General features: G+C 63.0%; 13 protein-coding genes. 4 read left to right on the forward strand and 9 right to left on the reverse strand.

The features are described 5' to 3' along the window. Window positions 1-54: 54 nt before the first annotated feature. From IPJ87_00680 to IPJ87_00700, 5 genes are all read right to left on the reverse strand, one after another. On the reverse strand, window positions 55-1902 hold the full coding sequence (locus tag IPJ87_00680; GenBank protein MBK7940390.1) for a tetratricopeptide repeat protein: 1848 nt from the start codon (window positions 1900-1902) through the stop codon (window positions 55-57). A gap of 1 nt (window position 1903) precedes the next feature. Next, the gene (locus IPJ87_00685) at window positions 1904-2932 is read right to left on the reverse strand and encodes a ThiF family adenylyltransferase (protein ID MBK7940391.1); all 1029 of its coding nucleotides are present in this window, start codon (window positions 2930-2932) and stop codon (window positions 1904-1906) included. A 253-nt stretch (window positions 2933-3185) separates the two neighbouring features. After that, window positions 3186-3356, reverse strand: coding sequence for a hypothetical protein (locus tag IPJ87_00690; protein ID MBK7940392.1), 171 nt, complete (start codon window positions 3354-3356; stop codon window positions 3186-3188). A gap of 20 nt (window positions 3357-3376) precedes the next feature. Continuing rightward, on the reverse strand, window positions 3377-3538 hold the full coding sequence (locus tag IPJ87_00695; GenBank protein ID MBK7940393.1) for a hypothetical protein: 162 nt from the start codon (window positions 3536-3538) through the stop codon (window positions 3377-3379). A gap of 21 nt (window positions 3539-3559) precedes the next feature. After that, window positions 3560-3721 (reverse strand): hypothetical protein, encoded by a 162-nt coding sequence (locus tag IPJ87_00700; protein MBK7940394.1) that lies wholly within the window; start codon window positions 3719-3721, stop codon window positions 3560-3562. A 169-nt stretch (window positions 3722-3890) separates the two neighbouring features. Between IPJ87_00700 and IPJ87_00705 the strand changes: the two genes are divergently transcribed. The 3 genes from IPJ87_00705 to IPJ87_00715 all read left to right on the forward strand — a co-directional run bounded on the left by IPJ87_00705 (window position 3891) and on the right by IPJ87_00715 (window position 7991). Further along, complete coding sequence (locus IPJ87_00705) at window positions 3891-5042, forward strand: hypothetical protein (GenBank protein ID MBK7940395.1); 1152 nt, start codon at window positions 3891-3893, stop codon at window positions 5040-5042. A gap of 193 nt (window positions 5043-5235) precedes the next feature. Then, window positions 5236-6246 (forward strand): hypothetical protein, encoded by a 1011-nt coding sequence (locus tag IPJ87_00710; protein MBK7940396.1) that lies wholly within the window; start codon window positions 5236-5238, stop codon window positions 6244-6246. A gap of 134 nt (window positions 6247-6380) precedes the next feature. Beyond that, on the forward strand, window positions 6381-7991 hold the full coding sequence (locus IPJ87_00715) for a hypothetical protein (GenBank protein MBK7940397.1): 1611 nt from the start codon (window positions 6381-6383) through the stop codon (window positions 7989-7991). A gap of 4 nt (window positions 7992-7995) precedes the next feature. Here IPJ87_00715 and menB read toward each other — a convergent pair whose 3' ends face one another. The 4 genes from menB to IPJ87_00735 are packed head-to-tail and all read right to left on the reverse strand — an operon-like array spanning window position 7996 to window position 12125. Beyond that, window positions 7996-8814 (reverse strand): 1,4-dihydroxy-2-naphthoyl-CoA synthase, encoded by an 819-nt coding sequence (gene menB / locus IPJ87_00720; protein MBK7940398.1) that lies wholly within the window; start codon window positions 8812-8814, stop codon window positions 7996-7998. A 52-nt stretch (window positions 8815-8866) separates the two neighbouring features. Continuing rightward, entirely contained in the window at window positions 8867-10567 is a 1701-nt protein-coding gene (gene menD / locus IPJ87_00725; GenBank protein MBK7940399.1) for a 2-succinyl-5-enolpyruvyl-6-hydroxy-3-cyclohexene-1-carboxylic-acid synthase, read from the reverse strand. Continuing rightward, complete coding sequence (locus IPJ87_00730) at window positions 10564-11691, reverse strand: chorismate-binding protein (GenBank protein ID MBK7940400.1); 1128 nt, start codon at window positions 11689-11691, stop codon at window positions 10564-10566. The genes menD and IPJ87_00730 overlap by 4 nt, the downstream gene beginning before the upstream one ends. Beyond that, window positions 11688-12125 carry a hotdog fold thioesterase gene (locus IPJ87_00735; protein ID MBK7940401.1) on the reverse strand — a complete coding sequence of 146 codons (438 nt, stop codon included), beginning with the start codon at window positions 12123-12125 and terminating at the stop codon, window positions 11688-11690. The genes IPJ87_00730 and IPJ87_00735 overlap by 4 nt, the downstream gene beginning before the upstream one ends. Before the next feature lie 34 nt (window positions 12126-12159). On the opposite strand from IPJ87_00735, the gene IPJ87_00740 reads away from it, so the two are divergent. Next, on the forward strand, window positions 12160-12858 hold the full coding sequence (locus IPJ87_00740; protein ID MBK7940402.1) for a response regulator transcription factor: 699 nt from the start codon (window positions 12160-12162) through the stop codon (window positions 12856-12858). Window positions 12859-12895: the final 37 nt, after the last annotated feature.

Consider the following 12895-nt stretch of genomic DNA (forward strand, 5'->3'; position numbering starts at 1 on the left):
GGCGAACGTCGATGCCCAATGATCGGGGTGCACAGGTCATTCTGTTCGAATTGCTCAATGCAAGCTGCCGTGCGCTTCCACGCGCGTTCCCTGTCCGTGCGATGATGTGATCTCGAAGCCACCGGCGTGGCGCATGGCTCGTTCACGCATGTTGCGCACCCCGTTCCCTGTTCCGCGCTGCTCGCCCGGTTCGAAGCCGATACCATCGTCCTGGATGCTGAGCTTGAAATCCCGCGCGTTCAGGAGCAGGCTCACCTTGACATGCCTGGCTTCCGCATACTTGAGGATGTTGTTGTACGCCTCGTTGATGAGCAGATGCAGATCGCGGCGCAGGTCGGGTTCCATCACCGTGGCGCCCGATGTGCAGGATAGATCGAGGTCGAAGGTGATGCCGTTGTCGCCCAGAAGGCGGCGGCTGAGCTCGCGCACGTGATCGAGCATGCCCTGGTGCGTGTCGCGCGCGGGATCCACGGCCCATACGATGTCGCTCATGGCCCCGCTCACATGCCGCACATGCGCGCCGATGCGCTGGAGCGAGCGTTGCGTGTCGGGCAATTGCTCCGGCGTATTGGTCGCGGCCACGTCGCTGAGCAGGCGGATCTTGGTGAGCGTGGCCCCGATCTCGTCGTGGATGTCGCGGGCGATGCGCGTACGCACCTGTTCGGCCTCGCGCTGCTTCTCGCTGGCCACAAGCCGCGCCTGGGTGCGCTGGATCTCCTCGTTCTTCCGGCGCAGTTCATCCGCCGCCCTGCTCTTCGCCTTGAAGGAACGGTACCAGACGAGCGCCAACAGTGCGGCAAGCGCACCCACGACCAAAGCGCCCCACTTCTGCATGCGTTGCGCCGACAGCTCTGCTTGGGCGAGGGCTTGTTCCTTTTCACGTTCGGCATGCTGGCGGATCGCCTCGGTGGACCGGATCTTGTCGTAGTCCATGTCAGTGGCGTGGGCATCAAGGCTGGCCATCATGTCGATCATGGCCGCGTTCCACGCGCTCTGGTTCGCATGGGCCATGGAGCGGATGAAGAGCAGGTAGTGCTCGCTGTGCTTCTGGTCCATCTCCTTGCTCAGGATGATGGCACTGTCGAGCATCTGGATCGCTTCCGTCACGCGGCCCTGCCGAAGCAGCATACGAGCCTGGCCCCCCGCGAAGTGCATGTAGGCCATGGGATCCTCAAGGCCTTCCGGAAGTTGCGCTGCCAGCATCCATACCGAATCCGCCTCTTCCCAACGCCCGGCAGTATTCAGGCATTCGCCCATGTTCACATATGAGTTGAGCAGGTGATGGTGCTTGCCCAGCGCGGAATACAGAGCTGCCGCCTTCTGCGACCAGTACAACGCGCTGTCGGTGCTGCCCAGGTCCAAGTGGATCATACCCATGGCGTGGAAGGCATTGGCCATGTCAGGCCCTGTGGGCAAGCTCTTCAAGATCCCGATGGCCTTGCGCGTCATGGCCAATGCATTGTCATTGTCGACCATTTCACGGAACTGGTAACCCTGATAGGTCAGTGCGGCTCCCATCTCCGGCACGAGCCTCAAACGCTCCGCATACGTGTGCATGCGCTGGAACGCGAGCAGGGCTGAATCATACCGAGCCTGGTTGTTGTGGGCGATGCCTTTCAGCTTGTGCAGCTGCATGAGCCAGCGTTGCTTCGAGGGCTCCGATCGTCCCTCTCCTTCCAACGCTCGCATGCCAATACGGATGTGGGAAAGGGCGCTGTCCAGCTCGCCAATGCCCAAGTAGGCTTCGGCCAGATCACTCGCGGCCTTCGCGCGAAGCGTATCAGCGGTGGCCGCGTGGAATGCGGCGCGCAGGCTGTCCAAACGATCTTCGTGCGCATGGCCCTCCCCGGCACTGATCGCCACGAGCAGCGCAAGGAACGGACCCAGCCCATGTGATCTCATCTCAACCAGGTTGAACGGTGTATGTGCGAAGGTCGAGCAGCAGCCGCTGTTCCAAGGTCGCGATGGGCCCGATGCCGGTGATGTGCTTGATGAGGTCCAACGCCGCGATGTTGGCCATGATGGCATTGCTGGCCGCCATCGTGGGCGCGGCGGCTCCTTCGTTGAAGCGCTTGATCGCTTCGGATTGTGCATCGATCACCGGTCCCCAAGAGTCGAAGAGTTCCTCATAGCCCTTGGTATCCGGACCGAGCAACGGACCGATGAGCCCTTGCGTGTTCATGTACCCGCACTTCGTGAAATGGTAGTTGGAACGCTTTCGCTCATCGCTGATCCAGTTCACGAGCTGCACGGGCCGGTCCGCGCTGATCATCACGTAGCGCACATCGGGCATTGCAGCGATGAGCGAGCGCCAATCGTCGGCTGAACGCACCATGAACTGCCTCGTCCGCACCGAACACTCAGGCGCAACACGGCGAAGTCCATCCGCAGCGGCATCCACTTTCGGTCGACCGGCATCGGAAGCCGCGAAGAGGATCTGCCGGTGCAGGTTGCTCTCCTCCACCACATCGGCATCCACCAACGTGAGCGCGCCGACACCGGCCGCCGCGAGCGACAACGCCACCTGGTTGCCGATCCCGCCGAGACCGAGGATGAGCATATGCGCCTGGGCGAGGCGCTGCTGCCGGGCGATGTTCTCGGAATGCTCACGCGTAGGCTGGAACGCATCGAAGAGCAAGAGTTGGCGGTCGAAGCGAGCGTACGTGCCGTCGTCCGGATCGTAGCGTTCGATCAATCCGGTGACGAAAAGGCGCTCAAGCACCGCATCGGCCAAAGCAGGTTCACCGAAGGCCGCAGCAAGGTCCATTCGCACATCCTGCTCCGGCCTTCCCAGGCCGATGGCTCGGAGGGTGACCTCGAAGACCACACCCCCGGGCAGGTCCACTCCCTCATCCAGTGTGCGCAACGCCCGCACCAAGCCTTCCTGCTGCAGAAAGCGAACGTGCCGTTTGAATCGGATGTGTGCGGACATGTCGCGATGTTACTCGAGAGGCACTGATCCGCATAGAACGGTCAGCTCAATTGTAGTCCCAGCCTCCTGTCCCGCCGAAGCGCTTCTTGCCACCTGGTCTTGGCTTCTGGCTTTGCGGTTCCCCTTTTGAGGCCTCCATGCTTTGCTCCTTGCTTGGTCGGGGATCCTGCCTCGGAGCCGGATCCGCGGTGTTGATGCCCATCAGAAAGGCAAGTACTGCGATCGGGTTCATGGTGCTTGTGGTTGAATTTGTTCAGTTGAGGTCCCAGCCGCCCCCCATCCGCTTGGTTTGTCCACCGCCCTTGCCCGGGTCAGCGGGTTTGCTGCTCTGTTCCGTGGTCGGCTCTTTCTCCGCAGGTTTCGGTTGGGGCGGTGTGGCCGTGCCCATTCCGGTGAGGAAAGCGAGGATGGCGATGGGGTTCATGATGCTCGGTCTTGCGTATCTCAGTTGTGATCCCAGCCGCCACGCTTGGCTTGGCCTTGGTCCTTGCCGGAATGGGTGGGTTTCTCCTGCTGGTGGGTCTGGTCCTTCTCTGTCGGCTTGGGCGCCGGCGGTGTGCTCGTTCCGATACCGGTGAGGAAGGCGAGGATGGCGATGGGGTTCATGGTGCTTGTGGTTGAATTTGTTCAGTTACGGTCCCACCCGCCACGCTTGGCTTGGCCTTGGTCCTTGCCGGAATGGGTGGGTTTCTCCTGCTGGTGGGTCTGGTCCTTCTCGGTCGGCTTGGGCGCCGGCGGTGTGCTTGTTCCGATGCCGGTGAGGAAGGCGAGGATGGCGATGGGGTTCATGGTGCGTGGATGGGGTTTGCGTTCGACAGGCCAAAAGTGGCGTGTTGCCCCAGGGGTTAACCATACCACCTTGGTGGTGGATGCCCCCGGTAGGCCGCAGGTACCACCGAGGTGGTATGGCGCGACCATCCGGCATGGGCAAGGTTTGCGGCACCAATACGGACCATCCATGCGCCTCGCACTGTTCTCCTTGTTGTTCATACCCAATGCTGCGAACGCCGCGAACCTGCTTGTGGCCCCGGGCGGGAGCGGAACGGTCTATCCGACCATCAACGCGGCCATCGCGGCGGCAGCCCCGAATGATCGGATCATCATCGCTCCGGCCGTTTACAACGAGAGCCTCAGCATCAATAAATCGTTGGAATTGGCGAGCAATTCCGGGAGTGAGCGATTCACGGTCTCAGGAACAGTGGGTTTCAGCTCGACCTCGGCCAACACGCGCATCACGATCATCGGAATGAACGCACAAGGCTTGGTCAGCGCAACCAGTTCGGCCGGTGCGGGCAGCGTGTTCACCTTGGCTGGATGCAGGACCGCCGATATCGAGGTCCTGAACGGACAAGGCCGTACCGTCCTTGAGAAGGATAGCATATTCGGTAATGTGATGATCGATCGGGGTGATGTGATCGGCTGTGTGGTCACCGGCAAGCCTGGCGCCCTTGGGATCTATGTCTCCGGTGATTTCCAGCCGCCCATAGTCAATCGCGTCATTGGAAACGATGTGGGAAGCGCGATGACAAGCACATCCTTCTCGCCCATCGCCATCTGGGCCGATGCCCCGTTCGTATGCGAGAACAACCTGCTCCGCCTCAATATGCCTACATCAAACGCGTTCCCACTGATCATCCTCAACCAGTTGACATCTACCACGGTCACCTGTACCATTCGCAACAACACGTTCCTGTGCCCCAACCTCACCGGCATCTATCTCATCAAGGTGGAAGAGACGGATCCCACATTCTCATTGGACATCCGCAACAACCTCTTCGTTGGACCGGGCTTGGTCGACCCTATTTGGGTTCTTCCAGGATCGAACACCACGGAAGGCTACAATATCCTCACGACCACCTTGTCAAGTGTTCAGCTCGCGAATGGCGCTCCCACCGCAGGTTCCCCGGCGATCAACGCCGGAGACCCTGGTGTGGAATTCACCGACCTGGACCTCTCTCGCAACGATGCCGGATGCTACGGCGGCAGTTTCAGCCGCGACAACTTCGATGATCCCTTGCCCACCACAGCCATCGTGGGTATCGTGAACGCGCCGCGTCGGACACAAGCGGCGTTGAGCGTGCCCATTACGGCCGATGGATTCGATCGCTAAGCCCACGACCATGCTACGAGCTTCTATGTTGTTCCTTTCAGTGGCCATGCTGCCATTGGCCCTTTCCGCCGTTGACCTGCACGTGGCCATGGGCGGCACGGGGAGCATCCACCCGAACATCGGTTCAGCCATCGCTGCCGCGGCCAACGGTGACCGCATCCTTGTGCAACCGGGGGTGTACCCGGCATTCACCGTGGACCGTTCCGTCGAGATCCACGCACTGAGCCCCATATCCACATTCACGGTTGCCGGGGGTATCCTCATTCTTGCCATCAACCCGATCCAAGTAACGCTCACCGGAGCTGATGTTCAGGGTACGCTGGTGTATGATCCCGTCCTGAACGTGAGTTCCATTCCGATCACGCTCCACATCAGCGGGTGCTCGTTCACCGCCGTGGAATTGGTCGGCGGCAGCGCGTACCTGAACATGTTCGATTGCACGATCCACGGATCGTTGTCATTCGCCCGAGGAACGGTGACGGGTTGCAGGATCAACGGCGAGGCCGCTCACATGGCAGCTGGTGCATCCGTGTTATCGCTCACCTCGGGATCATCGCCCGCAGGAACGCTGTTGCATCGTTACGTCGTGGGGAACATCATCGGGTCCGGTCTCAGCGCCAGCTTCCTTCCGAATGTGGTCACCTTGGAAACCGATGCACCCTATACACTGGCGAACAACTTCATCCACGGTAGCGCTTCGCCCAATGCCAAGCCCGCTGTGAAGAAGAAGAAACCCAAGGAGGTGTATCTGCAGGTCACCTTGGTGGATTGTATCATATCCAGCTGGAGCTTGCGCGTACCGGGTGGTGGTCAAGTGCCTTGGCTGGAGGACTCCGTATCCATGTTCGAGCCCGCCTTCACGTGCTTGCTGCACAACAACCACATTGTGGGAACGCTCCCCTTCATTGGGAACGCGCTCAATTTCCCGCAGCTATACAATGTGGTGAGTCCTTCACTTGGCGGGATGGATCCAGTAACGGGTTCCCCGACCACCGGTTCCATGGCCATTGATGCTGGCGATCCGTCAACGGCATTCCTCGACCTCGACCTGACACGCAATGACGCTGGCTGCACGGGCGGCTCATGGGCCATCTCCAATTTCCAAGGACCCTCCACGGCGGCGCGCATCGGCGTGGTGCACGCGCCGCGTACCACCGCCGGTAACGCGACCCTTACCATTTCGGCAACCGGCAACCAACGCTAAGGGAAATGGACCCGCGCACCGTGATCCTCGCCGTTGCGGCGATGCTCTTGACGACAATTTGCCAGGCACAACCCGCGCTTGTGCAAGCTGAGTACTTCTGGGATACTGACCCAGGAGCAGGGAACGCAACACCCATGTCAGCGCTGGACGGCAACTTCAACAGTGCGTTCGAGCAGATCATGGCGTCGAGTGCGGCGCCGAGCGTCGGGTTGCACAGGCTCGGTGTGCGTGTAAAGGGCTCCGACGGCGCTTGGGGCCCGGTGTTCAGCACCGTGGTGGACGTGGTGGCCATGCGCGAAGTGAAAGTGGTGCAAGCAGAATACTTCTGGGACGCGGATCCCGGTACGGGAAACGGAACGGCCATGCTCGCTTTCGATGGCAACTTCAACAGTGCTTTCGAGCAACTGAGCGCCGGTGCGACAAGTCCTGGTGCCGGGCTGCATAAGCTCGGCGTGCGTGCAAAGGGATCGGACGGCGTTTGGGGTCCGGTGTTCAGCACGGTGGTGGATGTAGTGGCCCTGCGAGAAGTGAAGGTGATGCAGGCAGAATACTTCTGGGACGTGGATCCCGGTGCTGGAAACGGCACAGCCATGCTCGCTTTCGATGGCAACTTCAACAGTGCCTTCGAGCAACTGAGCGCCGGTGCGACAAGTCCAGGAGTCGGGCTGCATAAGCTCGGCGTACGCGTGAAGGGAGCTGATGGATCATGGGGTCCGGTGTTCAGCACGGTGGTGGATGTATTGAACCTGCGCCAGGTAAGCGTGATGCAAGCGGAGTACTTCTGGGACGCCGATCCCGGTGCGGGAAACGGAACAGCCATGCTCGCCCTCGATGGCGGCTTCAACAGCGCATTCGAGCCGGTGAACGCCACGGTGCCAACGGGAACGCTGCTGCCTGGACCCCATGTGCTGCATGTGCGCGCGCAGGGATGGGACCTGTCATGGGGCCCTCCGTTCAGAACCGTGGTGCATGTGGATCCACAACCACCGATCAACGTGAACCTGACACTGCGCGCCGCGCTTCAGGGCTGCACACCCACTGCCGGTGGGAACATGAACGACAACCTGCGCGCGGCAGGTCTAATTCCCACCACCGAACCATACAGCGCGTTGGGCTACGATCTCGGCCAGAATGCTGGTGCCACCATCGACCCTGCCCTGCTCAACAGCCAAGGCTTTCCGTTCCTCACTAACGTGGTGGACTGGGTGCTCGTGGAGTTCCATCCATCGGCCGCGCCGCAGCAGTCCATTTTATCCGTTCCAATGCTGCTTCGCCGAGGGGGCACCATCGCTGACCTGTCCGGCACGTTTCCGTTCTGGATCAGCATAATACCCGGGAACTACTACGTGGTTCTACGCCATCGCAATCACCTGCCCGTGGCCACCGCCGCGCCTATCGCCATGACCGCCGACGGCGCATCGCACACGGTTGATTTCATCGCTGCTGCGGGCGCGGCCTACGGAGCGGATGCCACCGTGCAACTGGGGACAAAGTGGTGCCTGTGGAGCGGGGATGTGAACCACGACGGACAATTGAAATACACAGGCGTTGCGAACGACCGTGACCCTATTCTCGTGGCCATCGGCGGCACAACGCCGAACAATACGATCACTGGATATCGCAGCCAGGATGTGAACATGGACGGTACGGTGAAGTACACCGGCGCCAACAACGACCGCGATCCCGTCCTCGTGAACATCGGCGGTACCACACCGAACAATGTGCGGCAGGCGCAGTTGCCGTGATCGCTCACGGGAACTTCGGGAACTTCTGGAAGTCCGGCGCCCTCTTCTCCAGGAACGCATTACGCCCTTCCTGCGCCTCGTCCATCAGGTAGTACATGAGTGTGGCGTCGCCGGCGAACTCCATCAGGCCGCGCTGGCCGTCCAACTCGGCGTTCAGGCCGCGCTTGATCATGCGCAGGGCAAGTGGACTACGTTGCATCATGATCTTGCACCACTCCACGGTCGTGTCCTCCAGTTCGGCGAGCGGAACCACCTTGTTCACCATGCCCATGTCGAAGGCCTCCTGCGCCGAATACTGCAGGCAGAGGAACCAGATCTCGCGGGCCTTCTTCTGCCCCACGTGCCGCGCCAGGTAGTTGCTGCCGAAGCCCGCATCGAAGCTCCCCACCTTGGGACCGGTCTGCCCGAAACGCGCATGGTCCGCGGCAATGGTGAGGTCGCACACCACGTGCAGCACGTGGCCGCCGCCGATGGCATAGCCGTTCACCATGGCCACCACAGGCTTGGGCAGCTCGCGGATGCGCTTGTGCAGGTCGAGCACGTTCAGGCGCGGGATGCCATCGGTGCCGATATAGCCGCCGCGGCCTTTCACGTTCTGATCACCGCCGCTGCAGAAGGCCTTGTCGCCCGAACCGGTGAGCACCACCACGCCGATGTTCGGATCCTCGCGCGCGATATCCATCGCGTCGATCATCTCCTTGTTCGTGTCCGGGCGGAAGGCGTTGTACACCTCCGGCCTGTTGATCGTGATCTTGGCGATGCCTTCGAAGAACTCGAAGGTGATGTCCGTGTATTGCTTGATGGGGGTCCAGTTCCTGCTCATGCGAATGCGATCGGACCGCAACGACGCGACGGACGCAACGAATGCGCAACGGTCATGAGGTGCGGAGTTGGGTGAAGTAGTCGCGCAACACCTTCGGTGAAATAAGCGCGTCCGTGGTGATGTGGAGCACGGCAGGCCTGTCGTGCTCCGCGTACAGCTTGTCGAGACCGGCTTCCAAGGAAGCCTGGTCATTGGCGTGGTAATACGGCAGGTCGTAGCTCGTCACCAGCTTCTCGATGCTGCGTACATACGGCGCTTCGAACCACTTGAGCAGCTCGGGGTCCCTGTCGGGCCCGTCGATGTAGCGGAAGATGTTGCCGCCGCCGTTGTCCACCACGATCACCTTCAACAACGGGGAAAGGTGGTTGTTCCAGAACGCATTGCTGTCGTAACAGAACGCGGTGTCGCCCGTGATGAGCGTGGTGAGCTTCTGCGTTGCGAAAGCCGCGCCCACGGCCGTGCTGGTGCAGCCGTCGATGCCGCTGGTGCCGCGGTTGCTGAACCAGCGAAGGCCCCGCACCCGGTCGAAGAGCTGCACATAGCGCGCGGGCGTGCTGCTGGCCACGTGCACATCGCTGTCGCCGGGGATCCGGTCGTTCAGCGTGTTGAAGACGGCGAGGTCGCAGAAGGGCGCTTCGCTCACGAGGTGGTTGTGCAGGCCGCGCGTGCGCTCGTCCACCATGCGCCAGGCCTCGCCGTAGAAGCTGTCCACCCGGTGGGTTGACGCTACAACGGGCTCGGTGATCTGCGCGAAGAAGATCTCGGGGCTCACAGCGATGTCGTGCGTGAGGCTCTGGTACGTGTCATAGTGTCGCTGTCCGGCATCGACGTTCCAGTGCTGCAGCGGACGCCATGTGCGGAGCAGCGACTTGATGCGCTTGCTTACCACCGCGCCACCGAAGGTGATCAGCAGGTCGGGCCTCAGGTCGTTCTCGTTCGCCGCGCCCACGCCCTCGATCGCCCGGTCGATGCAGGTGATGAAGGCGGGGTCGTCCAGGTTGCTCGTGGCCTCGGTGTGCACCGTTACCTGCGGTAGCGTTGCCAGGCGTTGCAGCTGGGTCTTGAGCCCCTGACTCCACCGGCCCTGACCGGCAAGAACCATGACCTTGAGGCAGGCGCCGAGCTGCCCGATGAGCCAGCGCGAATACTCGGGCAGGATGAAGGGCTCCGTCATGATCGGAGCGATAAGGCGGCCTTGCGTCGCCTCTTGAGCTTCAGCCTGGCCGTAGAGCGGTTCGGCGAAGGGCACGTTCACATGCACCGGTCCCGGCACGGGAAGCAATGTGGCATCGATGGCCTCGTTGATCAGGCGACCACAATGCCAGCGCCCGAGGTCGTCCGTCGGGTTGCGCGGCAGCTGCACACTGCGCTTCATGTGCAGAGCGAGCACGCCTTGCTGGCGGATGGCTTGTCCTTCGCCCTGGTCCACCCATTCCTCGGGACGATCTGCGGTGATGACGAGCAATGGCACACGCTGGTAGAAGGCTTCGGCGATCGCCGGACCGTAGTTGAGCACCGCGCTTCCGCTGGTGCAGATGAGAGCCACGGGCGCGCGCAGCTGCTGCGCCATGCCCAGTGCGAAGAAGCCCGCGCTGCGTTCATCGATCACCTGCAGGCAGGTGATGTCGGGGTGCCGGTGGAAGGCGATGACCAACGGGGCACTGCGCGAGCCGGGGCTGATGACGGCGTGTCGGACACCCTTGGCGGCACAGAGCCGGGCGAGCTCGGCCGCGGCGAAGTGGTCGGAGGTCATCGGGCCGGTGAAGATACCCGGGCGCTGTGCAGCGACCGGATCGCGGCGGTCCACGCCGCTGCCTTGGCCTCCGTCTCCCGCCATTCCGCCTCCGGGTCGGACCCGTCGGTGACCCCGGCGCCCACGTGCAGGGCCACCGCGTCGTCGAAGGCTTCCATGCACCGGATGTTCACGAAGATCTCCGTGCGGCCGTCGGCGTTCCATGGTCCCCAGAAACCGGTGTAGAGGCCGCGCTCGGGACCTTCGTGGCCGGCGATGAAGGCGTTCGCCGCCGGCCGCGGTGTGCCGCACACGGCCGGTGTGGGATGCACGGCCACCAGCACTTCGTCGAGCGAACGGTTCCCGAGGTCGGCCTCCACCTCCGTGCGCAGGTGGCTCACCCCACCGGCCTCCACCGGCCGCGGACCGTGCAGGGTGATGCGCGGCAGTCCGAGCTCGATCAGCTGGCCCACGATCTCCCGGGTGACGAGCGCCTGTTCGCGGCGCTCCTTGGGGCTCCATTCCTCGGCGAGGGCCGGCGCGTCCGACCGGGGCCGTGTGCCCGCGAGGGCGTCCAGGCGCACCAGCTCGTCCTCGGCCGTCAGCAACCGCTCGGGCGACGCACCGAGCCAGGTGCCGTGCTCCGGGGTGTTCAGTAGGGCCACGAACGCATGGGGCATCCGGTCCAGCGCATCCTCGAAGAGCGTAGCCAGCTCGGAGCGGTCCAGGGGCATCGTCACCGTCCTCGAGGCCACCACCTTGTCGAGCGTGCCCTCGGCGATGGCGGTCTTGGCGCTCCGGACGAGGTCCTCATACCCCGGCCGATCGGCATCATGGGGCCGGGTGCGCGTGATCGGAGGGGCCCCCTCACAGCCATGAAGGGGTTCCAGCGACACGGGAAGTTCGCCGAACGTCAGTTCCACATCGTTGCGCACGAAGTGGGTGGCCTGCGGTTCGTAAGTGAAGGGAGCCACCAGGAAGGCCTCGTTGAGGCGACCGAGGTAGGCGGGGTCGATGGGTTCCAGTTCGGGGTTGCGCTGGGCCCAAAGGGTCACCGGGCCGCCGGGGACGCGGAACGCGGCGAAGGTGATCCGCCGATCAAGGCAGAGGCTGAGGGCCTGATGAAGGGGGCTGGTGGTGCTCATGCGGTGGGCGGTATCGGGGCGCCGGGCAACACCACGTTGGTCAGTCTGCACACCGCACAGAGCTCGCTGGCGGCGTTGCGCACGCGGATCTCCCACACGTGGGTGGTGCGGCCCAGATGCAGTGCCTCGGCTGTGGCGGTCACCCGGCCGTCGCGGACCCCTTTCAGGTGGTTGGCGTTCAACTCGATGCCCACCACTTGCCGGCCCTCGGGCAGCACCAGTAGGGCCGAGGCCACGCTGCCCAGTGTTTCGGCCAGGGCCGCGGTGGCCCCGCCATGGAGCAGGCCCATGGGCTGCACGGTGCGGGCGTCCACCGGCATGGAGGCCGTGAGGTGACCGTCCGGATCGACCCCGAACCGGATGTCGAGGTGTTCGGAGAGCGTGCCGGCGCGGAAGCGGTCCGCCTGTTCCGCGTGTGCCGGGGTGAAGCGCATGGGCCAAAGGTACCCGTGCCGAACTTTGTACCCCATGCAAAAGGCCACCAAGCCCCGCGTGCTCCTCGTCGAGGATGAAGAGGGCCTGCGCCATACGCTACGCCTGAACCTCGAACTGGAAGGCTACCATGTGACCACCGCGGCCACGGGCCCGGAGGCCTTGGAGCGGTTGCGCGGCGCCCGGTTCGATGCGGCGGTATTGGACGTGATGTTGCCTGGGATGGACGGGTTCACCGTGTGCGAAAAAGCCCGGCTGGGGGGCGACCGGACGCCGGTGCTCTTCCTGACGGCGCGCACGGCTACCGCCGACCGCGTGCGCGGTCTGCGGACAGGCGACGACCATTTGGGCAAACCCTTCGACCTGGAGGAGCTGATGTTGCGCGTGGCCAAGTTGGTGGCGCGATCGGACGAACGTCCAACCGCCGCCGTGCCGGACAAGATCCGTTTCGGGCCCAATGAGGTGGACCTGGTGGCCTTCGAAGCGCGCGGTGTGGGCGGCTCGCGCACCCTCTCCCAGCGCGAGGTCATGCTCCTGCGGCTGCTGATCGAGCATGCCGGCGAGGTGGTCTCCCGCGAAGAGATCCTCCACAAGGTCTGGGGCTACGATGTCTTCCCGACCACCCGCACCATCGACAACTTCATCGTGGCCTTCCGCAAGCTGTTCGAGCCCGACCCGCGCAACCCGGTGCATTTCCTCAGCCACCGCGGGGTGGGGTACAAATTCATGTTCTGATCACGAAGGGAGGCAACCCTCCGGACCGACCTACGTC

Source organism: Flavobacteriales bacterium, from assembly GCA_016713875.1.
GTDB lineage: Bacteria > Bacteroidota > Bacteroidia > Flavobacteriales_F > PHOS-HE28 > PHOS-HE28.